Source organism: Rheinheimera texasensis, from assembly GCF_964031785.1.
In the GTDB taxonomy this organism is placed as follows: Bacteria; Pseudomonadota; Gammaproteobacteria; order Enterobacterales; family Alteromonadaceae; genus Pararheinheimera; species Pararheinheimera texasensis_A.
This window is the reverse complement of the sequence record NZ_CAXIRE010000021.1, coordinates 284,463-307,476: the sequence shown is the minus strand read 5'-3', so window position 1 is coordinate 307,476 and position 23,014 is coordinate 284,463. Positions and strand designations below refer to the sequence as shown.

The window sequence follows — 23,014 nt, the reverse complement described above, 5'->3', positions numbered from 1 at the left end:
CATGTATTCTCGCATTATAGGCACCGGGAGTTATTTCCCGGCGCAAATCCGCACCAATGCGGATCTGGAAGATATGGTGGAAACCACCGACGAATGGATTATCGAACGCACAGGGATCCGCGAACGTCGCATCATCGGTGAGCATGAAACAGTTGCCACAATGAGCACACAAGCCGCGCGCAAAGCCATCGAGGCCGCCGGTATTGATAAAAACACTATTGATATGATTGTGCTGGCGACCACCAGTGCATCCCGCGCTTTGCCCAGTGCTGCCTGTGAAGTGCAGCGTGAGCTCGATATTCCTGGTATTCCTGCCTTTGACATCGCTGCCGCCTGTGCCGGCTTTTGTTATGCGCTGAGTATTGCCGACCAGTATATTAAAGGCGGCATGGCAAAACGCGTACTGGTCATTGGTGCCGATTGCCTGTCACAACTGGTGAGCCCGGAAGACCGTTCTATGGTTATCCTGTTTGGTGACGCCGCCGGCGCAGTGGTATTGGAAGCCTCAGAACAGCCTGGGATCCTTTCAACGCACATTCATGCGGACGGCAAATACTCCGAGTTGTTGTATGTCGACAATCCACGTCGTGGTGTTGAAGCTTCAGTCCACGAAAGCTGGGGCTCTATGAAAGGCAATGACGTATTTAAAGTTGCCGTGACCAAATTATCGGAAGTCGTTGAGCAGACACTGGCGGCCAATAATCTCGATAAATCGCAAATTGACTGGCTGGTGCCGCATCAGGCGAACTTACGGATCATCTCCGCGGTTGCGCGTAAACTTGATATGTCGATGGACCAGGTGGTGATTAACCTGGACCGTTATGGCAATACGTCTGCGGCGACAGTGCCAACTGCGCTCGATGAAGCGGTTCGGGATGGCCGTATTAAGCGTGGTCAGACTTTATTACTGGAAGCTTTTGGCGGCGGATTTGCCTGGGCATCGGCGCTAGTGCGTTATTAATCTCAGACTTTGCAGAGCAGAACAATGAATCAAAAACTTGCATTGGTATTCCCTGGTCAGGGATCACAAACTGTCGGCATGCTGGCAGATCTTTATGCAGAATTTCCGCTGGTCCGTGACACTTTTGCCGAAGCATCTGCGGCACTGGGTTACGATCTCTGGGCGTTAGTCGCCAATGGTCCGGAAGCAGATTTAAATGAAACACACCGCACGCAACCGGCGCTGTTGACCGCTTCAGTAGCCGTATGGCGTTTGTGGCAACAACAGGGCGGCGCGACACCGGCTTATCTGGCGGGTCATTCATTAGGTGAATATTCAGCGCTGGTCTGTGCCGGCGTGCTGACTCTTTCCGACGCAGTCAAACTGGTGGAAAAACGCGGTCAGTATATGCAAAGCGCTGTGCCGGCCGGTACCGGTGCTATGTCCGCCATTATTGGTCTTGATGACGCCTTGATTGCTAAAGCCTGTGAAGAAGCCGCTCAAGGCGAAGTGGTGTCGCCGGTCAACTATAACTCTCCGGGCCAGGTGGTGATCGCTGGTCACAAAGCTGCCGTTGAACGGGCCAATGAGCTTTGTAAAGCCGCAGGCGCTAAACGCGCTTTGCCTTTACCGGTCAGTGTACCAAGTCATTGCGCTCTGATGCGCCCGGCTGCCGAGCAGCTCGCCAAAGATTTGCAAACGTTGCCGTTTCACGCGCCTGTCATTTCGGTAGTGAATAATGTTGATGTTGCTGTCGCCGCCGATGCGGCTGCTATTCAGGACGCTTTGATCCGGCAATTATTCAGTCCGGTACGCTGGACTGAAACCATTGAATATCTGGCTGCGCAAGGCGTCACTGAAGTGATTGAACTGGGCGCGGGTAAAGTGCTGAGTGGTTTAATCAAACGCATCAATAAAGAATTAGTGACAACATCGGTTAACGATGTTGCGTCGTTACAAGCTGCGCTGGCAGCGAAAGATTAAGGATTTTTATGACTGCTTTTATCTCCCTGGAAGGCAAAGTCGCGTTGGTGACCGGTGCGAGCCGCGGTATTGGCCGGGCCATCGCAGAACAGCTGGCTACGCTTGGCGCAAAAGTGATCGGTACTGCCACCAGTGAAAAAGGTGCCCAGGCCATCAGTGACTATCTCGGTGCAGGTCAGGGCCTGGTGCTGGATGTCGCCAGTGCAGAATCGATTGAACAATGCCTCGAAACCATCAAAACAAATTTTGGTGATATCGACATCCTCGTTAATAATGCCGGTATCACCCGTGATAATCTGTTAATGCGGATGAAAGATGAAGAATGGTTTGATATCATTCAGACCAATCTGACGTCAGTGTTCCGCATGAGTAAAGCGGTGATGCGGACCATGATGAAAAAGCGTTTTGGCCGTATTATCACTATCGGATCAGTTGTGGGTTCTATGGGCAACGCCGGTCAAACGAACTACGCAGCAGCCAAAGCCGGTGTGCTTGGATTTACAAAATCTCTTGCGAAAGAAGTGGCGTCTCGTGGTATAACTGTCAACGCTGTTGCCCCTGGTTTTATCGACACCGATATGACTAAGGAGCTGACAGAAGAGCAAAAACAAGCGATCTTTGGTCAGGTACCGGCGAATCGTCTGGGACAACCTGAAGAAATTGCGGCCACTGTCGCGTTCCTGGCATCGAACCAGGCCGCGTATATTACCGGTGAAACGATTCACGTTAACGGCGGCATGTACATGGTTTAAATATCAGGTTTGACCAGCAGGAAATGCCAAACGCATGGCTTGCATCGACCTGAGTGAACCACTAAACTAGCCGCCACACAAAATTGCACGAATTGTTGCGATTTATATGAGAAAAAGGAAGAAAAGATGAGCAACATCGAAGAACGCGTTAAGAAAATTATCATCGAACAGTTAGGCGTTAAAGAAGAAGACGTGAAACACGAAGCTTCTTTTGTTGACGATCTGGGCGCTGATTCATTAGACACAGTTGAACTGGTCATGGCGCTGGAAGAAGAATTCGATACCGAAATTCCTGATGAAGAAGCAGAGAAAATCACGACAGTACAATCTGCTATCGATTACATCAAAGCCCACGCTGAATAAGGCGTGAGGTCATCGCCAGGCGCGATGCAGACGGGTAGCGCAGGCTACCCGTTTTTATTTGTAGCGGTGAAAAACCGCAGGATTGCAAACAACTTCAGGTTGTTGTGGAGGATAAAGTGACGAAACGTCGGATCGTTGTTACCGGAATGGGGATGTTAACGCCGTTAGGCAATGATGTGGCATCTACCTGGCAGGCATTACAACAAGGCAAAAGCGGCATTGATTTTATTAGCCATTTTGATGCTGAAGCCTACACCACCAAATTCGCCGGCTTGGTCAAAAATTTTGAAGTCGAGTCTTTTTTCTCCGGCAAAGAAGCGCGGAAAATGGACTTGTTCATCCAATATGGTGTTGCTGCAGGTATTCAGGCGTTCCGGGATTCCGGGATTGAAATCACTGAACAAAACGCCGGCCGGATTGGCGCTGCTATCGGTTCTGGCATTGGTGGTTTGGGCCTCATTGAAGAGAATCATGAAAAACTGCTGGCCAGCGGTCCGCGCAAGCTGTCACCATTTTTTGTCCCTTCGACCATTATCAATATGATCTCCGGACACCTGTCGATCATGCTGGGTTTACAAGGGCCGAATATCAGCATTGTCACAGCCTGTACCACTGGCGTGCACAATATCGGCCACGCCGCGCGAATGATTGCCTATGGTGATGCGGATGCAATGTTAGCCGGTGGCGCAGAAAAAGCTTCGACGACTTTAGGCATGGGCGGTTTTGGTGCGGCCCGCGCTTTATCGACGCGCAACGACGCGCCGCAGCAGGCGAGTCGGCCGTGGGACAAAGACCGCGATGGTTTTGTGCTCGGTGATGGCGCCGGTGTGGTGATGTTGGAAGAATATGAACACGCCAAAGCCCGCGGTGCGAAAATTTATGCCGAGCTGGTCGGTTTTGGTATGAGCGGCGATGCTTATCATATGACATCGCCACCGGAAAATGGCCGTGGCGCCGCTTCAGCGATGGTCAATGCGCTGCGTGATGCCGGCGTAAATCCATCGCAAGTGCAATACATTAACGCCCACGGTACCTCAACGCCGGCCGGTGATATTGCTGAAACCATGGCGATTAAATCAGTGTTTGGTGCCAAACCTGAAGGCCTGATGGTCAGTTCCAGCAAGTCGATGTTAGGTCACTTATTGGGTGCTGCCGGTTCGGTTGAATCGATCATCACGGTATTGTCGCTACAAGACCAAATCGTCACGCCGACCATTAACCTGGATAATCCGGACGAAGGTTGTGATTTGGATTATGTGCCGCACCATTCGCGTCAGGCGAAAATGGAGTATGCGCTGTGCAACTCTTTTGGTTTCGGTGGCACCAACGGCTCGATTTTATTTAAGAAAATCTAGTTTGCCGCTCTGACGAGATGAAACAAAAGGCTGCGTCGCAGCCTTTTGTTTTTTGCAAGCTGCTGTTCCGGCAGATTTAACCCTTAGCTTTTTTCAGGCATACTGCCGGTCAATTCTCTATTTATTTCACAACACCGATGCAGATCCAGTTTTCAGACCGCAGCTTTCAATACGGTGACGGTATCTTTTCAACCATCCGGATTTGTCATGGTGAGCCACAACTTTGGTCGTTACACTGGCAACGGCTGACAGATTCTATGGACCGGCTTGGCTTTAGCGCCCCGGGTGAAGAGGTGGTGTTATCGCAGGTCCGCGCAGCAATCAGTGCACCCAATCAGGTGCTGAAGGTATTGATTAGCCGCGGTCAAGGCGTGAGAGGTTACGGCACTTTAGGGATAAGCGAAGCAGAGATCTATTGCTGGACGGCGCCAATGCCGGACTATAGCACCATGCGCCAGCGAGGCGTCACCCTTGGCCTTGCCAGTATGCAGCTCTCGCAACAACCTTTGCTGGCCGGTATTAAACACTGTAGTCGCTTGGAGACCGTGTTGTTAAAACGCGAAGCGGAGCAAAGCCGATACGATGATTTGCTGGTCTGCGATCAGCATGATTTTTTAATCGAAGCCAGTGCCGCTAATCTACTGGTCTGGCATCAGCAACAGTGGTGGACGCCGGATCTACAACAAGCAGGTGTAGCGGGGGTGATGCGTCAACTGTTATTGCATCAGGAGCTGGTGTCGGTGCAAGCGTTGCCGGTTAGCCTGCTCAGTGAAGTCTCCACGCTGGCACTATGTAATGCGCTGATGGGTATAGTGCCGGTCTCTGCCTTTGCCGGCCGCGCGCTGGCTATAGCACCTGCGGTTGCCTTGCAGCGTCAGGTCGATGAATTATTACAGGAAGTCTGAATGAAAAAGTTTTTGTTGCAGGGGCTGATAGTCTTGGCCGTTGCGGCTTTTGGTGTTCGCAACGAATTGCAGCAGGTGCTGCAGGTGCAGATAAAGTTGCCCACTACCTATTTTGAGCTAAAATCCGGCGCGAATTTGTCGTCTTTATGTCGGCAATGGCAACAACAACAATTATTGACTGCATGGCAATGTCAGCAATTGAAATTGCAGTCGCTGTTGAATCCGCAATTACGGCAGCTACAGGCGGGCGTTTATGCTGTCCAACCAATGCGCCTGCAGCAACTTCTACAGTTATTGCGCAGTGGTAAAGTTGCTCAATTCAGTCTGACCATCCGGGAAGGCCAGACTTTTGCGCAGAACCTGCAACAGCTGCAACAGTTGCCTTATCTGGACGCTGATGTCGCCGACGCCGACAAAGCCCGGCAGCTGCTGCCATGGCCGACAGAATGGGGCTCACAGCCCTCATCTGCCGAGGCACTGGTGTTTCCGGATACCTATTTTTATACCGCGCATACCAAATTATCTGTGGTGCTTAAAAGAGCCAATCAGGTGTTGCTGGATAAGCTCGACACCGCCTGGCAGAGCAAACAAGGCGGCTTACCGCTGCAGAATCGTTACGAGCTGCTGACGCTGGCTTCTATCGTAGAAAAAGAGACCGGACATTTGCCGGAGAAACCGTTGATTGCAGCGGTCTTTATCAATAGGTTACAGACTAAAATGAAGCTGCAGACCGACCCGACGGTTATTTATGGCTTGGGTGACAGGTATCAGGGTGATATCAAACGGGAGCATCTGAAAGACCCGCATCCATACAATACTTATGTGTATGCCGGTTTGCCGCCGGGGCCCATCGCACTGGTCAGCTGGGGCTCCTTGCAGGCAGCGGCGCAGCCGGCTCAATCTGACAAATTGTATTTTGTCGCTAGAGGCGATGGCACTCATCAGTTTTCACAAAGTCTGACGGAACATAACAAAGCGGTACAGCAGTATATTTTTGGGAAAAAGTCATGAATCAAGGCCGTTTTGTCGTGATTGAAGGGCTGGAAGGCGCCGGTAAAACTACGGCCATCCAGACAGTACAGCAGTGGCTACGTGAACAGGGGCATTCGCTGGTGCAAACCCGTGAACCGGGCGGCACGCCATTGGCCGAGCAAATCCGTACGCTGGTAAAATCGGTACAGCAGGAGAGGGTATCACCGGTCACTGAACTGCTGTTGATGTACGCCGCCCGCGCCCAGCTGTTGGATAATGTGATCCGCCCGGCACTGGCCCGTGGGGATTGGGTGCTGGCCGACCGCCACGATTTGTCCTCGCGCGCTTATCAGGGTGGTGGCCGGCAAATTCCGGACGAGGTACTGGACCCGATCCGCCAGTTGGTATTGGCAGATTTACGGCCGGATTTAACGCTGTATCTGGATATTGACCCGGTCATTGGCCTGGAACGCGCCAGAGCCCGCGGCGAGCTCGACCGGATTGAGCAGGAGCAGCTGAGTTTCTTTCAGCGTGCCAGGGCGAAATATCTGGCCGTTGCCGCGGCTGAACCAAATATTGTAGTTATTGATGCTGCAAAGCCACTGGCTGATGTGCAGCAGCAATTATTGCAGGCGCTGGAGCAACATTTCGCGTGACTACGTCATTACCCTGGTTGCAGCAGACTGAACGGCGTTTATTTACGCTTGCCGTCAATCAACAATTGCATCATGCAATTTTGCTGACCGGCCCCGTTGGCATTGGCAAACACATCCTCGCCAAACAACTGGCGCATCTGCTGCTGTGCCAGAATCCCTTGGCGGAAGGCGCCTGTGGCCGCTGCAAAAGTTGTTTGCTTGGTGCTGCCGGCCATCATCCGGACCTGCTGACGCTGGAAGTGGGCAGTAGTATTTCAGTCGACCAAATTCGGGACATCGGTCATTTGCTGCAAAATGCGCCGCAGCAAGGCGGCGCCCGGGTCGTGGTGATCCCGCAGGCGGAAAAAATGACTGAATCGGCGGCCAATGCACTACTGAAAACGCTGGAAGAACCCGGCCACAGCAGTTATCTGCTTTTACAGACCGCTTATGCCGATCAGCTGATGCCGACTATTTTGTCGCGTTGTCAGCGCTGGGATCTCCCCGCCCAGTACAGCGCTCAAACTGCGCAGTGGTTACAGCAACATAGCCCGGACCCGCTACCGGAATTTTTGCTGGAGCTTTGCGGCGGTGCACCTTTAAAGGCGCTGGAATTGCTGCAAAGCGGCGAAGCGCTGACATTGGCGGCTCAGTTAGAGCAATTGCAACAATTTCTGCAAAGTGGCAATGGTTTAAGCAGCCTGCAAAAACAACTGGAAGCGCAGCCGGAACTGCCAGCTTTGCTTTATTACACGCTCAGACACTGGTCTCTGCAGCAAGCGTTGCCACCGGTACAGCTTTTTCAGCGCGTGGCACAATGGTGCCGTGACGAACAGCGGATTTTGGGGCAGAATAAATCTTTAGCGCTGACGACTTTGTTGTTAGACCTGCACCAGCTGTTGAGAGGCATGCCGTGGAAGAACTGACATTAGATTTTGCTGATTTAAAAGAGTTATACCGCTCTTACATGCCGTTTTTTAAACAAGGCGGGTTGTTTGTTCGTACCAGCCGGCACTATAAAATGGGTCAGTCGCTGGCGTTGCAGGTGACCTTACCCGACGCGCTGGAAGCTATTCCGGTGTCAGGCAAAGTCGCCTGGTTGACACCGCAAGGTGCGCAAAACACCAGCCCGGCCGGTATTGGTGTGGCATTCATTGATGACAAACTGAATTTACGCGACAAAATCGAAAAGTTATTAAGCGGCACGCAGGAATCAGCAGAGCTGACCTTTACGCTTTAGTGCTTTTTGGTCAAAGCCTGAACAGGGCTTCCCGATAGACAGCTTCTGCATACATAATAGGTACGCAGCTTCGCGATTCGTATCTTCATCATTCGAATCTTCACGATCCGCGCTGCTTCAGGTACACTGCGGCCGTTTTCCCCGTCGCCAACCCAGTCCCGGAGCTGCTTTTGTTTATTGATTCGCATTGCCACCTTGATCGTCTTGAACTCGACAAACTTGGGATGGATTTACCGGCCGTCCTCGCCGCTGCAAAAACTGCGCAGGTCAGTCATATGCTCTGTGTCAGTGTCAGTTTGCAGGAGTTTCCGGCGATGGCCGCGTTGGTAAAAGGCTATCCGCAAATCTCAGTGTCCTGTGGTGAACACCCGCTGCATCAGCAACTGGGTTTTAGTCAGGACGATTTATTGCGTTTATGCCAGAGCAGCTCAGTGGTGGCTGTCGGTGAAACTGGCCTCGATTATTTTTATAGCCCCGATAACAAAACTACTCAGCAAGCGGCTTTTGCCGCGCATATTGCTGTGGCTCGTCAGCTGAAAAAACCGCTGATTGTACATACCCGGGACGCGCGGCAGGATACCTTAGGATTGCTGCGCAGCGAACAGGCGCAGGATTGTGGCGGCGTGTTGCATTGTTTCACCGAAGACTGGGACACGGCCAAAGCGGCGCTGGACCTGGGTTTTTATATTTCTTTTTCCGGTATTATGACCTTTCGCAACGCCGACGCGCTGCGGGAAGTGGTGCGGCAGGTGCCGTCAGACCGGTTGTTGATTGAAACGGACTCACCTTATCTGGCGCCGGTGCCATATCGTGGTAAAACCAATCAACCCGCTTATGTTGCTGCTGTTGCTGCCGCCATCGCCCGAGAGCGCCAGGTCGGCATCGAATTATTAGCCGAACAAACCAGTCAGAATTTCCGCCGGCTATTTCCGCTCGCTAACGCTTGAGTCTGTCAATCAGCCGCTGGCGTCACGCAAATTTTCAACAAACATTGTCGACAAAAGAAAAGAAGCCCAGAACCAATCCGCATTGTTCCGGGCTTAGGGGAATGGCTCAAAGATGAGCCGTGCGCTAGAGGGAGAGGTGCAAACAGCTGCACCAGACAGATGAATCCAGTGTAGCTAAGTGCATATTTTTTGCGCAGCGACATGCAGGCAACAAAATGTTGAATTGGTGAATAATCTGTAATTAGATCACAGTTTGCACCCAGCTTATGCAGAAGTTATCCCCAGCTTTATCCAGCCGGCAAAGCGCTATCTATGGCTTTGCTTTAGGTTTACCTAAATATGCTACTTATCGTTGACATATTAATTAACTCTTATGCACTTCAGTTTTAATCACCAAATATTCTAATAAAAAATTCTTGCCGCTGAGTTCCAGTCGAATTGGAAGAAATTTGTTACATGCAACCGTGCATGCAACTTGCCAAAAAAAGCGATTTAACTGAAGGATTGTCGACAATACTACTTTTGTCTGGCTTGACTTAGTGCTCAAAAGCCTCTAAAACTGCGCCATGATGAATTTATGTCGACAGATTGCGGTTTTCTGATGCAAAAAGATCCAATTACTGCCGCGGACAGAGTGCTGCTGGAGATCCAACGCGCCATAGTCGCTGGTGAAATAGCCCCAGGCAGCAAGATTTCCGAACCTGAATTGGCAAAGCAGTTTGATTTAAGCCGCGCGCCGCTGCGTGAAGCTTTAGCCCGGTTGGAACGCTGCCACCTGATTGAACGAATTCCCAATGCCGGTGCGCGGGTGGTGAAACTGACACCACAAGGTTTAATTTCGCTGTATCAAATCCGGGAAAACCTCGAAGGCATGGCGTGCCGGCTGGCGGCAGAGCAAATGTCCGATGCCGACATCAAACAAATGCAAAGTCTGCTCGACCAACATCTGGCAACACAGCGTGTGCGTGAAGGCGAGAGTTATTATCAGGAAGCCGGCGACGTCGATTTCCATTACCGCATTATTCAGGCCAGCAAAAATCCATATCTCATCAATATCTTGTGTGACGAACTTTATTATCTGGTGCGGATGTACCGGGTGCAGATGGGCATGGCAGGTCCACGCGTGTCACGCGCTTTTGACGAACATAAAGCCATTTTAAACGCCATTGCCAATCGTGATGGTGAACTGGCCGAACTTTTAATGCGCCGCCATATCAGCGCGTCGCGCCGCAATATCGAATTACATTTACAACAGGGGAACTGAAATGACAGCAACTGCAGGTTTTAAACTCCGTCAGGCCATCACCGCCAACCAGCCATTACAGCTGGTGGGAACCATCAACGCTTACACAGCCATGATGGCTGAACGTGTTGGCCACAAAGCGCTGTATTTATCCGGCGCCGGCGTCGCGAACGCTTCTTTTGGATTGCCGGATTTGGGCATGACTTCGCTCAATGATGTCTGTGAAGACATCCGCCGTATTACCGCTGCCACTGATCTGCCGCTTCTGGTGGATGCTGATACCGGTTGGGGCGGGGCTTTTAATATTGCCCGCACTGTACGTGAAATGACGCGGGCCGGCGCTGCTGGTTTTCATATTGAAGATCAGGTAATGCAAAAACGTTGTGGTCACAGACCGAACAAAGAAATTGTGTCGCAGGACGAGATGGTCGACCGTGTCAAAGCCGCAGTGGACGCCCGCACGGACGCCAGCTTTTTTATCATGGCGCGTACCGACGCACTGCAGCAACAAGGTTTAGCCGCGGCGATTGAACGGGCACAGGCTTGTGTCGAAGCCGGTGCTGATGCCATTTTTGCCGAAGCTGTCTATACGCTGGAGCAATATCAGGCCTTTACTCAGGCGCTATCGGTCCCTGTGCTGGCCAATATCACCGAATTTGGTCAGACACCGCTGTTTAATACCGCTGAGCTTGCCGGCGTTGGCGTCAAGATGGTGCTGTATCCGCTTTCTGCCTTCCGCGCCATGAACAAAGCGGCGCTGAACGTCTATCAGTCCATTCTGAGCAACGGCGACCAAAAAGCGGTGGTTGACAGTATGCAGACGCGCGCTGAACTTTACGATTTCCTGAATTATCACAGTTACGAAGAAAAACTGGATTCGTTATTTGCCCAAGGCAAAAACAAATAATTACAGACACCTATAACTTATCTGCCTCTGGAGAACCGAATATGTCGACAACTAAACAACTGACCGGTGCTGGTTTACGTGGTCAAATCGCCGGGAAAACAGCGTTATCAACGGTCGGAAAAACCGGCTCAGGCCTGACTTACCGTGGTTATGATGTCAAAGATTTAGCCGCAAAATGTGAATTTGAAGAAGTTGCACACCTGATTTTAAAAGGCGAGTTACCGACCGAAGCTGAACTGGCTGCTTACAAAGCCAAACTGAAAGCGCTGCGTAGCCTGCCGCAGGCATTAAAAGAAGTGCTGGAACGTATCCCTGCCTCGGCACACCCGATGGACGTGATGCGCACCGGTTGCTCTATGCTCGGCAATCTGGAAACTGAACACAGTTTCAGCGCGCAGCAGGACGTTACCGACCGCATGCTGGCGATTTTTCCTGGCATGATTAACTACTGGTACAACTACAGCCATCATGGCAAACGCATCAATGTGGAAACAGGTGCGGATTCGATTGCTGAGCAATTCCTCTGGACTTTGCATGACAATAAACCAGAGCCTTTGCATGTCACTGTGATGCACGCATCGCTGATTTTATACGCAGAGCACGAGTTTAATGCCTCGACTTTTACCGCCCGAGTTTGTGCTTCGACGCTGTCCGACATGCATTCCTGTATCACCGGCGCTATTGGTTCGCTACGCGGCCCACTGCATGGTGGCGCCAACGAAGCCGCAATGGAACTGATTGAACATATGCGTGACCCTGAACACGCCGAAGAGACTTTGCTCGGTATGCTGGCGCGTAAAGACAAAATCATGGGCTTTGGCCACGCAATTTATTCGGAATCCGACCCACGAAATGCCGTGATCAAAGCCTGGTCTGAGCAACTGGCCAAAGCCAACGGCGACACACGTTTATACGATGTGTCTGTACGCTGTGAAGCCGTGATGTGGCGGGAGAAAAAACTGTTCTGTAACGCCGACTTTTTCCATGCCTCGGCTTATAACTACATGGGCATCGCGACTAAGCTGTTCACGCCGATTTTCGTTTGTTCCCGCTTAGCCGGCTGGGCCGCGCATGTGATGGAGCAACGGGCTGATAACCGTATTATCCGGCCAAGCGCGGATTATGTCGGGGTGGAACCACGTGAAGTGCAGCCAATAGCCGCTCGTGGCTAAAGTCGCTGGCGCCGGTCGGGTGACCACCGGCGCACTGAGCTTGTTGAACATTCTGAATAAGAGATGGCGATGAACACTTTATTCCGTAAACCTCTGGCCGGTACCGGCCTTGATTATTTTGATGCGGCTGCAGCGGTTGATAGCCTGCAGCCGGGCGCCTGGGCCACCTTGCCTTATACCTCTCGAGTCCATGCGGAAAACCTGGTGCGCCGGGCTGACCCGGTGCAGCTCAACGCCTATTTAATGCAACTGATAGAACGCAAACAAGAACTGGATTTCCCGTGGTTTCCGGCGCGCGTAGTCTGTCATGACATTTTGGGCCAGACCGCGTTAGTGGACCTGGCTGGCCTGCGTGATGCGATTGCAGCGCAGGGCGGCGACCCGGCCAAAGTCAATCCGGTGGTGCCGACTCAGCTGATTGTCGACCACTCATTGGCCGTTGAACATGGTGGTTTTGAAAAAGACGCTTTTGCCAAAAACCGCGCTATTGAAGACCGTCGCAACGACGATCGTTTTCATTTCATCAACTGGACGAAAAAAGCCTTTAAAAACGTCGATGTGATCCCGCCGGGCAACGGCATCATGCACCAGATTAACCTGGAGCGGATGTCACCGGTCATTCACGCCAAAGACGGTGTGGCTTATCCGGATACGCTGGTCGGCACCGACAGCCACACGCCGCATGTTGATGCGCTGGGTGTCATCGCCATTGGTGTTGGTGGCTTAGAGGCAGAAAGTGTGATGCTCGGGCGCGCGTCCTGGATGCGGCTGCCGGATATCATCGGCGTTGAGCTGACTGGCAAAGCGCAGCCCGGCATTCAGGCGACGGACATTGTGCTGGCGCTGACCGAATTCCTGCGTAAACAAAAAGTGGTGTCGGCTTATCTGGAGTTTTTTGGTGAAGGCGCCAACAGCCTGAGCCTTGGCGACCGCGCCACGATTTCCAATATGACGCCGGAATATGGTGCCACGGCTGCGATGTTTTACATCGACCAGCAGACGCTGGATTATCTGACGCTGACCGGGCGTGACGCGGGCCAGGTTAAGCTGGTGGAAACTTACGCCAAAACTGCAGGCCTCTGGGCTGATAGCCTGACAACAGCGGTTTATCCGCGTGTGCTGCACTTTGATTTGTCGACTGTGGTACGCAATATCGCCGGTCCGTCGAACCCGCACGCGCGGGTCGCCACCACAGATTTAGCGGCCAAAGGCATCAGTGGTGTGGTTGAAAATGAACCTGGCCTGATGCCGGATGGCGCAGTGATTATCGCGGCTATCACCAGCTGCACCAATACCAGTAACCCGCGTAATGTCATCGCGGCCGGTATTTTGGCGCGTAACGCGCGGAAACTGGGCCTGGTGCGCAAGCCTTGGGTTAAAACCTCACTGGCGCCAGGCTCGAAAGCGGTTGAGCTGTACCTACAGGAAGCCGGTTTACTTGAGGATTTGGAAGCACTGGGCTTTGGTATTGTCGCTTTTGCCTGCACTACCTGTAATGGTATGAGCGGTGCGTTGGATCCGGTTATTCAACAGGAAGTGATTGCACGGGATTTGTACGCCACCGCCGTGCTGTCGGGTAACCGCAACTTTGATGGCCGTATTCATCCCTACGCCAAACAAGCATTTTTGGCATCACCGGCGTTAGTAGTGGCTTATGCCATTGCCGGCACTATCCGTTTTGACATTGAAAAAGATGTGCTGGGTTATGCTGCGGATGGCGCGGAAATTCGCTTAAAAGATTTATGGCCAAGCGACGCTGAGATCGATGCGGTGGTTGCTGCCAGTGTCAAACCTGAGCAGTACCGCAAAGTTTATGAGCCGATGTTTGCGGTCGATGTCGATTATGGTGAAAAAATCAGCCCGCTGTATGACTGGCGGCCACAAAGTACCTATATCCGTCGCCCACCTTATTGGGAAGGGGCTTTGGCCGGTGAGCGCACGCTCAAAGGCATGCTGCCACTGGCGCTGTTGGGCGACAATATCACCACCGACCATTTGTCACCGTCTAACGCCATTATGCTGGACAGTGCCGCCGGTGAATACCTGCACAAAATGGGGCTGCCGGAAGAGGACTTTAACTCTTACGCTACACACCGCGGCGACCACCTCACAGCACAACGGGCCACTTTTGCCAATCCGAAACTCATCAATGAAATGGTGGTAGTGGATGGCAAGGTCAAACAAGGTTCATTGGCCCGGCTGGAGCCGGAAGGCAAAGTGTTGCGGATGTGGGAAACTATTGAGACCTACATGCAGCGCAAACAACCGCTGATCATCATCGCCGGTGCCGACTATGGTCAGGGCTCTAGCCGCGACTGGGCTGCCAAAGGCGTACGGTTAGCCGGTGTTGAGGCTATTGTGGCCGAAGGTTTTGAGCGTATCCACCGCACGAACCTGGTTGGTATGGGCGTGTTACCGCTGGAATTTAAAGCCGGCACCAACCGGCTGACCTTAGGTCTGGACGGCACTGAGAGTTTTGACGTGATTGGCGAGCGTTTGCCCCGCGCCACGCTGACCTTGGTGGTCCATCGTCGTAACGGCGAGACGCTGCAGGTGCCGGTCACGTGCCGGCTGGATACAGCGGAAGAAGTGTCGATTTACGATGCTGGCGGCGTCTTACAACGGTTTGCCAAAGATTTCTTAGGCGGCAATCTGTAACAGAGTTAAGCCGGCATTATTGCCGGCTTTTTCATATGAGAATTAAGGTGATCTGATGAGTTATGCACCTCAGTTAAAAATTCCGGCCACTTACATGCGTGGCGGCACCAGTAAAGGCGTGTTTTTCCGTTTAGAGGATTTGCCGTTAGCGGCCCAACATCCAGGACCGGCTCGCGATGCGTTGTTGCTGCGGGTCATCGGCAGCCCGGACCCTTATGCTAAACAAATCGACGGTATGGGGGGCGCCACATCGAGCACCAGCAAAACGGTGATTGTCAGTAAAAGCAGCCGTGACGGTCACGATGTCGATTATCTGTTTGGTCAGGTCGCTATCGACAAAGCTTTTGTCGACTGGAGTGGGAACTGCGGCAATTTGTCTGCCGCTGTAGGTTCTTTTGCTATTCAATCCGGTTTAATCGATGCATCGACATTACCGGCAAATGGCCTCGCCACGGTAAAAATCTGGCAGGCAAACATCCAAAAAACCATTATCGCCTTTATCCCGATGTCTAACGGCCAGGTGCAGGAAGACGGCGACTTTGAGCTCGATGGCGTGACTTTCCCGGCCGCAGAAGTGCAGCTGGAGTTTATCGACCCGGCCGCTGATGAGGGCGAGGGCGGCGGCGCGATGTTTCCAACCGGTCAGCTGGTGGAAACTTTAGAAGTGCCGGGAATTGGCTGTTTTCAGGCGACTTTTATCAATGCCGGTATTCCGACTATTTTTCTCGATGCGGCTGAGCTTGGTTATCAGGGCACTGAATTGCAGGAAGCGATTAATGGTGATGCCAAGGCACTTGAGCGCTTTGAAACTATCCGGGCTTACGGTGCACTGAAAATGGGCTTGATCAACGATTTAAGCGAAGCTGCTGCGCGCCAGCATACGCCGAAAATTGCATTTGTCAGTGCACCGAAGAGCTATGTTGCATCAAGCGGCAAAGCAGTCGGGGCGGCGGATGTGGATTTACTGGTACGGGCACTGTCGATGGGCAAACTGCATCACGCCATGATGGGGACTTGTGCGGTGGCAATCGGCACTGCAGCCGCGATTCCCGGTACGATAGTTAATCTGGCGGCCGGTGGCGGCGAGCGCACTGCAGTACGTTTTGGCCATCCGAGCGGTACTTTGCGGGTTGGCGCCGCCGCCGTGCTGCAGGACGGGCAGTGGCAGGTGACTAAGGCCATTATGAGCCGTAGCGCCCGCGTGTTGATGGAAGGGATGGTGCGGGTGCCGGCGGGTACGCTGGCATAGTCAACTGACAGAGCGAAGCGGAGTCTGGCAACAGCGCCCTTCGTTATTGATTTTTCTGCAGTTGATTGCAAATTAAGATTTTTCTGATTAGATTGATTAGATGTCGCAACTTAAGCGGGATGCTTCCGATGAAAAAATGGTGTTTAGCTGGATTATTGTTGAGTAGCCTGTTGCCGGTTCAGGCAGCAGATCAGGATTATAAGTTAGTCACGGTCGCGGGTTATCTGAACTTTTATCTGTTGAATTTAAATGCCTGCCAGGATTTTCATCCGTCGGTGCGCAAAGAAGCCTATGCGGCAGAAAGCAGTTTATATCCGTGGCTGGATAAACTGGATGCCAAAACCAAAGGCAGTATCGATTCTGGTATGTTAAACGCTGTGGTGCAAAAGCGCCGTGACGCGTTAAACGCACAAATCAAAGAAGGCGATTTTACTGTTGACCATTGCCACGCCGTAATTAAGTTATTGACGGCAGATGGTTTGGACAAGACGCTGCTTAAAGCGATTGAATAGTCGTTGCGGCCAGTAGGTCAGGTTTTATCGCAGTCTGAAGAGTTATGTTTCAAATCCGTTTAATGCAAGTCGCAGATCTCGGCGCAGTGGTCCGGTTACAGGACCACTGTTATGCCGACGAATTTTATGAATCCCCCCAAGTGGTATCACAAAGGTTAATGTTGTACCCGCAATCCTGCTGGGTGGCAGTGTATCAGGACAAGATCTGGGGTTATCTGTTTACTTACCCATCAAAGTTATCGCAAATCAATCCGTTAGGCGCCGAATTTGGCCAGTATGAGCAGGCGAACTGTTTGTATTTGCACGATATGGCGGTCAGCCCGGATGCGCGTGGTCAGGGTGTTGCCAGTGCGTTGCTGCAAAGTGCACTCGGCTATGCCAGCACTTTAGGTCTGACTCATCTGGCTTTAGTCGCAGTGCAAAATTCTGCCTCCTTCTGGCAACAACAACTGTTTATCCAGCAGACAGACTTAGCTGAGCAGGCAACTGCCGCGCTCGCCACTTATGGTAGCCAGGCACTGTATCTGACAAGACCAGTCTGATAGCTAAGCCTTCGCTGTCATCATCCGGTCATTCAATAACGCCAGACTGCTGATTTTTATCAGTTGAGGATGGCGTGAATGTGGCGTTTTTTCGGAATGTTGCTGTTTGTTGTCAATGCAGCCAGCGCGGCTTGCCCGGTCTGGCCCTTGGTCATTGCGCACCGCGGCGCCAGCGGAAACTTGCCGGAACACACGGCTGCGGCCTATTGGCTGGCGATGCAGCAAGGCGCTGATTTTATTGAAGCCGATTTAGTGCCAACCAAAGATGGTGTACTGGTTAGCCGGCATGAAAATGAACTGAGCCAAAGTACCAATGTGGCCACACTCAGCCAGTTCGCCAAGCGAAAAAGCCGTAAAATCATTGATGGGATCGAGGTTGAAGGCTGGTTCAGTGAGGATTTCACCTTAGCAGAACTGCGTGAGCTCAAAGCGCGTGAATCCAAACCGGAATTAAGACCTGACAGCGCAGCCCAGAATGACCGTTATCCGCTCATCACTTTGGCGGAAATCATCCAGCTGGTTGAGCGTTTTGAGCAGCAAAGTGGTCGTCGGGTTGGTCTTTATCTGGAAACCAAACATCCGACCTATTTCCGTGTTGAGGGTCGTCGTCTCGATGGCAGTTTGATCAATCAGGACATTTCAATGATGTTGCTGCAACAGTTGTCACAGTGGCAACGGCAGGCTGACAACCCAGTCTATATTCAGTCCTTTGAGATCAGTAATCTCTGGTGGATGCACCAGCAGGGCCTACAGCAATATCAGGTGAAGGCAAAGCTCATCCAGCTGATTGGCGATATGAGCGGCACCAGTTTATATCCGGCGTCTAATTTCGCTGAGCCCTGGGACCTGCTGGGCAAGACCGCCAGAGAGGCCCGTCAGATCAACCCAATGCTGCAACAAGCAGATTTCCACTACGGTCAATTTTTTACTGCAGAGGGACTGAAGTTCCTGCAAAGTTATGCCGATGGCATCGGCCCCTGGAAAGAGCAATGGTTCAGCCAAAGCCAGCCACAGCGAAAGGTTTTTCTCAGTGCGCGCTCGCCGCTCAAAGTTCATCCCTATACCTTTCGAGCGGAAAAGACTTTTCTGCCCGCTGGCGTGACGGATCTGACCACAGAATTGCGGCAGGTTTTTCTACAGGGCATCGACGGGGTTTTTACTGATTTTACTGCTATTGCGGTGCAGAGCCGGGCTCAGGCCTGCACAAACTAATGGCTGCTTTAGTTGGCAAAAATCTGACATAACTTGTTACGGTTAACAAGTTGGTTTTGCTCAGGCTTTCGATAGACTAGGATTTGGAATAATTTTTTTCAATTACCTGGAAGTCGTTTATGAAAGCTCACCCACAACTTACTTTGTTAGCCCTGGTGATGGCGCTGACGCTAAGCGCCTGTTCGAAGCCGGCGCAACCGGAAACTGAGACGGACGCTGTTTCCAGTCTGGCGCTGGTATCGCAGGATATTCTGACTATAGCAACCAGTGAGCTGTCAAAAGGACCGATGATTTCCGGCACGTTACAGCCGGTGATTAAAGCTGAATTAAACGCCGAAGTGGGTGGCATCGTCACCCGCGTATTAAAAGACAACGGTGATTTGGTCAAAGCCGGCGAAGTACTGGTGCAGCTTGACCAGACCACTTTCCGCGATAAGTTGCTGTCGGCGCAGGAAGCTGAACGCTCAGCCCATGTAGCCTCAGATCAGGCCGCCAAACAATTAAAACGCATGCAGCAGTTAAACCGACAAAATCTGGTCACAGCTGAAGTGTTAGAAACGGCCGAGATTAAAGCCAATCAAACCCAATCCGATTTAGCGTCCGCCAAAGCCCGCACTGTCGAAGCCCGTCAGCAACTGGAACGTACTGAAGTCAGAGCGCCATTTGATGGTGTAGTGGCGGTACGCAAAGTATCTTCAGGGGATACCGCACAGATCGGCAAATCGCTGATGGTGATCATCAATCCGGAAAGCATGCGTTTTGAAGGTTACATCGCCGCAGATCAGGTTGGCAGCATTAAGGTCGGCTCCGCCGTCAGTTTTAAAGTCAATGGCTATCCGGGCCGGCGTTTTGACGGCGAAATTGAACGTATTAACCCGCAGGCCAACGAACAAACCCGTCAGGTGCAGGTGTTTGTGAAGTTGCGTGAACAGGCCAGTTTTGTTGCTGGGCTTTATGCCGAAGGTTTTATCTCCGTCGAACAACAACAAAGTGTGATGTTGTCGCCGGCAAGCCTAATCAACGAAGGTGATTTGCAATTTGTCTGGTTGTTAAAAGACAACAAGCTGGTAAAAACTCAGGTTGAAACCGGCGCCAAAGACCCGCGGTTTGGCACAGTCCAGGTAGTCAGTGGTCTGACGGTCGGTCAGCAAATCCTGCGTCACCCGCAAGGCGCGCTGAAAGATGGCATCAGTGTGACTATTGGTTCAGAGCCGACAGTCGCCAGCAAAGCAGCTGAGCAAACTCAGTCTGTCAGTGGGAAATAATTATGATCCTGTCCGATTTTAGTATTAAACGGCCACTGGTCGTGGTGGTCGTGACCATCGCTTTAATGTTATTTGGTTATTTTGCCCTGACTAACCTGAAAACTAACCAGTTCCCGGACGTGCAACCGCCGGTACTGGTGGTCAATGTGCCTTATCCGGGCGCATCGCCGGAAACGGTCGAGCGGGAAATTTTAAACCGGGTCGAAGACTCGATGTCGACCATTCAGGGCATCCGTGATATCCGCTCTTACGCACGGGAATCGAGCGCGACTATCGTCGTGTTCTTTGATTTTGATAAAGACTTAACCGCTGCAGCGCAGGAGTTACGCGACAGTATTTCAACGGTGCGTGACAAGCTGCCGACGGAGATGAAAGAGCCATTTATCAACCGCGCCGATCCAAACGCGCAACCGGTGATGTCGCTGGCCTTGTCATCTGATGTGTTAACGCCGCTGGAGTTATCCCGTCTGGCAGAAATTCAGATTGGCCGGCAGTTACGCTCGGTGCCGGGTGTTGCGCTGGTTGAACTCGAAGGTGAACTGGAACGCGAAATGACAGTGTTCCTCAATAGCCATGCGATGCGTGAAGCCAAAGTGTCGGCACAGGAAGTAGTAGCAGCACTACGCGCACAAAACCTGGCAGCACCAGTGGGTCGTGTGGTCAATGGGCTGGAAGAACAAAGCATTCGCTTACAGGGCCGGCTGAAGGACGTCACTGAATTTGAACAGATGGTGGTCAAGCAAAATGGCGACCAGGCGATCCGCTTAGGCCAGGTTGCGGACATTGTGGACGGTGGGGCTGAGCAACGGCGTTTATCCTATTTCAATGGCAAAAAAGCTTTGGGTATCGATATTACCAAAGCCCGCGAAGCATCAACCATTTCTGTCACTGATGATATCAAAGCCAAACTGGAAGAAATTCAGAAAACCCTGCCAAAAGAAGCTGAGCTGGTGATTGTGTCAGATCAGGGTGAAGACGTTGCAGCCAGTATGCGTAACGTCACTGAAGCACTAGGTTTAGGTGCGCTGCTGACAATAGTAGTGGTGTTTGTGTTCCTGAACTCCTGGCGCTCGACGTTGATCACCTCGTTGGCGCTGCCAACGTCTGTGTTAGCGTCTTTTATCGCAGTTTGGGCTTGTGGTTTTACGCTGAACTTTATGTCGTTACTGGGGTTGTCACTGGCGATCGGCGTGCTGATTGACGATGCGATTGTGGTGCGGGAAAACATCGTGCGCCATATGGAAATGGGCAAAGACAATATGACCGCAGCCCGTGACGGTACCCGCGAGATTGGTATGGCGGTTATCGCAACGACCATGTCGATTGTGGCCGTATTTATTCCAATCGCCTTTCTGGACGGCATTACCGGCCAATGGTTTAAGCCCTTTGGTCTGACGGTGGCCTGTTCGGTATTAGTGTCGTTGTTTATCTCTTTTACTATCGACCCGATGATGTCGGCTTACTGGCATGACCCGGATCACGACAAAAACAAACAACGCAGGGGCCTGGGTAAAGTATTCCAGAAGTTCAACATTTGGTTTGATCATCAGGCGGAACGTTATTCACGGCTGATTGGCTGGGCGCTGAAACACCGCAAGTCGATGTGGTCGCTGGCATTTTTAAGTTTCTTCGGCGCTTTGTTTTTACAAGGTAAGTTTGGTGGCTCAGGTTTTATGCCGGACACCGATAACGGCGCCTTTATTGTGTCTATCCGGGCGCCAAGTGAGGCCAGTATCGAATACACCAAAGCCAAAGCGGCGCAGGTGGCTGAAATCACTCAGGTGCTGCCGGAACATCGTTATACCCAGACCACCATAGGTGTACAGGGCAATATTACCCGGGCTCAGGTGTTTGTGCGGTTAGTGCCGGAGAAAGACCGCAATCGCAGTGCCAAACAAGTGGCAGAAGAAGTGCGTGGCAAAATCAAGGCGCTGGTTGGGGCTGAAATTACCGTGTCGGCCGACTTAAACGGTGGCGGTGGTGGTGATGGTAAACCGTTGCAAATTCAGTTCCGTGGACCGGAAACCCGCGTGCTGGAAGGCATTGTGATGGATTTCGTCGAGAAACTGAAAAAAGTACCGGGTGCAGTGGATGTAGGTTTGTCAGCGCAGGACCCAAAACCTGAGCTGCAGGTTGAATTTGACCGTGGCCTGGCCGCCAGTGTTGGTTTGTCGATGAGCGATGCCGCCAATGCCATGCGGCTGGCCTTCGCAGGTGCGGAAATTGGCGACTGGGTCGATCCGACCGGTGAAACCCGTAACGTCTTTGTCCGGGTGCGGCCGGAGGAGCGGGCGACTGTAGCCGATCTGGAACAATTACCATTGTTATCCAGTAAAACCGGTGCTTTAGTGCCGCTCGAGCAGGTCGCGACAGTAACTTTGGGCAAAGGCCCGGCACTGATTGAACACTTAGATCGCGAAACCATGATGGCAGTAACTGCCAACGTACAGGGCCGCAGTTTCGGTGAAGTCTTTGCCGATGCGATGAAGCTGGCTAAACAAATCGACTTCCCACCGGGATATGATTTAGTCGTTGGTGGCGAAGGGCGGGATCAGCAGGAAGTATTCGGGAAAATCTTTGGCGCTCTGGGTCTTGCCGTCGTGCTGATGTATTTGATTTTAGTTGTGCAGTTCCACAGTTTCATGGCACCGGTGGCTATTATGATGTCCTTGCCGCTGTCGTTGATTGGTGTGGTGCTGGCGCTATTAATCGGTAACTCAACACTGAACCTGATGAGCCTGATTGGCGTGGTGATGCTGATGGGCATTGTGGCGAAAAACGCCATTCTGCTGGTCGATTGCGCACGTAAAAAGGAGCAGCTGGAAGGTTTGTCACTGGAAGAATCGCTGATCGCTGCAGGACGGGAACGGCTGCGTCCTATTCTGATGACTACTTTTGCGCTGGTCGCCGGTATGTTGCCAGTTGCTATTGGCGTTGGCGAGGGCTCTGGTTTCTACCGTCCGCTGGGCATCGCGGTCATTGGCGGCACCATCACTTCCACTATTCTGACGTTGTTAGTGGTGCCAACCTTCTACGACAGCCTGGAAACAATGAAACGCCGGATCAAAGCGCGTTTTAAAGGTAAAAAAGCCACTGCAACCCATACCACAGTGGAAACACCGGCTTCGTAAAGAAGGCTTCGCTAAAAATAAGGGCGCCAA

General features: G+C 52.1%; 21 protein-coding genes. All 21 read left to right on the top strand.

What is annotated here, in order from left to right:
* Position 1: 1 nt before the first annotated feature.
* Positions 2–961, top strand: a complete 960-nt coding sequence (locus tag ABNT34_RS12925; protein WP_348732266.1) for a beta-ketoacyl-ACP synthase III — start codon at positions 2–4, stop codon at positions 959–961.
* Positions 962–985: 24 nt separating this feature from the next.
* On the top strand, positions 986–1,924 hold the full coding sequence (gene fabD, locus ABNT34_RS12920; protein ID WP_348732264.1) for an ACP S-malonyltransferase: 939 nt from the start codon (positions 986–988) through the stop codon (positions 1,922–1,924).
* Positions 1,925–1,932: 8 nt separating this feature from the next.
* Positions 1,933–2,676, top strand: a complete 744-nt coding sequence (gene fabG / locus ABNT34_RS12915; protein WP_348732262.1) for a 3-oxoacyl-ACP reductase FabG — start codon at positions 1,933–1,935, stop codon at positions 2,674–2,676.
* Positions 2,677–2,802: 126 nt separating this feature from the next.
* Positions 2,803–3,039, top strand: coding sequence for an acyl carrier protein (acpP, locus tag ABNT34_RS12910; protein ID WP_031564929.1), 237 nt, complete (start codon positions 2,803–2,805; stop codon positions 3,037–3,039).
* A 116-nt stretch (positions 3,040–3,155) separates the two neighbouring features.
* Positions 3,156–4,394 (top strand): beta-ketoacyl-ACP synthase II, encoded by a 1,239-nt coding sequence (fabF, locus tag ABNT34_RS12905; protein WP_348732259.1) that lies wholly within the window; start codon positions 3,156–3,158, stop codon positions 4,392–4,394.
* 137 nt (positions 4,395–4,531) lie between these two features.
* Positions 4,532–5,299, top strand: a complete 768-nt coding sequence (gene pabC, locus ABNT34_RS12900) for an aminodeoxychorismate lyase (protein ID WP_348732257.1) — start codon at positions 4,532–4,534, stop codon at positions 5,297–5,299.
* Positions 5,300–6,310 (top strand): endolytic transglycosylase MltG, encoded by a 1,011-nt coding sequence (gene mltG / locus ABNT34_RS12895; RefSeq protein ID WP_348732255.1) that lies wholly within the window; start codon positions 5,300–5,302, stop codon positions 6,308–6,310.
* Positions 6,307–6,927: a dTMP kinase gene (gene tmk, locus ABNT34_RS12890; protein WP_348732253.1), complete on the top strand. Its 621-nt coding sequence runs from the start codon at positions 6,307–6,309 to the stop codon at positions 6,925–6,927. The genes mltG and tmk overlap by 4 nt, the downstream gene beginning before the upstream one ends.
* Positions 6,924–7,832 carry a DNA polymerase III subunit delta' gene (holB, locus tag ABNT34_RS12885; protein WP_348732251.1) on the top strand — a complete coding sequence of 303 codons (909 nt, stop codon included), beginning with the start codon at positions 6,924–6,926 and terminating at the stop codon, positions 7,830–7,832. Before tmk ends, holB begins: the two co-directional genes overlap by 4 nt.
* The gene (locus tag ABNT34_RS12880; protein WP_348732249.1) at positions 7,820–8,146 is read left to right on the top strand and encodes a PilZ domain-containing protein; all 327 of its coding nucleotides are present in this window, start codon (positions 7,820–7,822) and stop codon (positions 8,144–8,146) included. The genes holB and ABNT34_RS12880 overlap by 13 nt, the downstream gene beginning before the upstream one ends.
* Positions 8,147–8,316: 170 nt before the next feature.
* Positions 8,317–9,093, top strand: coding sequence for a YchF/TatD family DNA exonuclease (locus ABNT34_RS12875; RefSeq protein ID WP_348732247.1), 777 nt, complete (start codon positions 8,317–8,319; stop codon positions 9,091–9,093).
* A gap of 577 nt (positions 9,094–9,670) precedes the next feature.
* Positions 9,671–10,357: a GntR family transcriptional regulator gene (locus ABNT34_RS12870; protein WP_348732245.1), complete on the top strand. Its 687-nt coding sequence runs from the start codon at positions 9,671–9,673 to the stop codon at positions 10,355–10,357.
* A 1-nt stretch (position 10,358) separates the two neighbouring features.
* A complete protein-coding gene (gene prpB / locus ABNT34_RS12865) occupies positions 10,359–11,243 on the top strand; it encodes a methylisocitrate lyase (RefSeq protein WP_348732244.1) in 885 nt (294 codons plus the stop codon).
* A 41-nt stretch (positions 11,244–11,284) separates the two neighbouring features.
* The gene (gene prpC / locus ABNT34_RS12860; RefSeq protein ID WP_348732242.1) at positions 11,285–12,415 is read left to right on the top strand and encodes a 2-methylcitrate synthase; all 1,131 of its coding nucleotides are present in this window, start codon (positions 11,285–11,287) and stop codon (positions 12,413–12,415) included.
* A 69-nt stretch (positions 12,416–12,484) separates the two neighbouring features.
* Positions 12,485–15,073: a Fe/S-dependent 2-methylisocitrate dehydratase AcnD gene (gene acnD, locus ABNT34_RS12855; RefSeq protein ID WP_348732240.1), complete on the top strand. Its 2,589-nt coding sequence runs from the start codon at positions 12,485–12,487 to the stop codon at positions 15,071–15,073.
* Between the two features lie 55 nt (positions 15,074–15,128).
* Entirely contained in the window at positions 15,129–16,322 is a 1,194-nt protein-coding gene (gene prpF / locus ABNT34_RS12850) for a 2-methylaconitate cis-trans isomerase PrpF (protein WP_348732238.1), read from the top strand.
* A 128-nt stretch (positions 16,323–16,450) separates the two neighbouring features.
* Positions 16,451–16,834: a hypothetical protein gene (locus tag ABNT34_RS12845; RefSeq protein ID WP_031564895.1), complete on the top strand. Its 384-nt coding sequence runs from the start codon at positions 16,451–16,453 to the stop codon at positions 16,832–16,834.
* A 44-nt stretch (positions 16,835–16,878) separates the two neighbouring features.
* Positions 16,879–17,376, top strand: coding sequence for a GNAT family N-acetyltransferase (locus ABNT34_RS12840; protein WP_348732236.1), 498 nt, complete (start codon positions 16,879–16,881; stop codon positions 17,374–17,376).
* A 78-nt stretch (positions 17,377–17,454) separates the two neighbouring features.
* Positions 17,455–18,588 (top strand): glycerophosphodiester phosphodiesterase family protein, encoded by a 1,134-nt coding sequence (locus ABNT34_RS12835; RefSeq protein WP_348732234.1) that lies wholly within the window; start codon positions 17,455–17,457, stop codon positions 18,586–18,588.
* 119 nt (positions 18,589–18,707) lie between these two features.
* A complete protein-coding gene (locus ABNT34_RS12830; protein ID WP_348732233.1) occupies positions 18,708–19,853 on the top strand; it encodes an efflux RND transporter periplasmic adaptor subunit in 1,146 nt (381 codons plus the stop codon).
* Positions 19,854–19,855: 2 nt separating this feature from the next.
* Complete coding sequence (locus ABNT34_RS12825; RefSeq protein ID WP_348732231.1) at positions 19,856–22,984, top strand: efflux RND transporter permease subunit; 3,129 nt, start codon at positions 19,856–19,858, stop codon at positions 22,982–22,984.
* Positions 22,985–23,014: the final 30 nt, after the last annotated feature.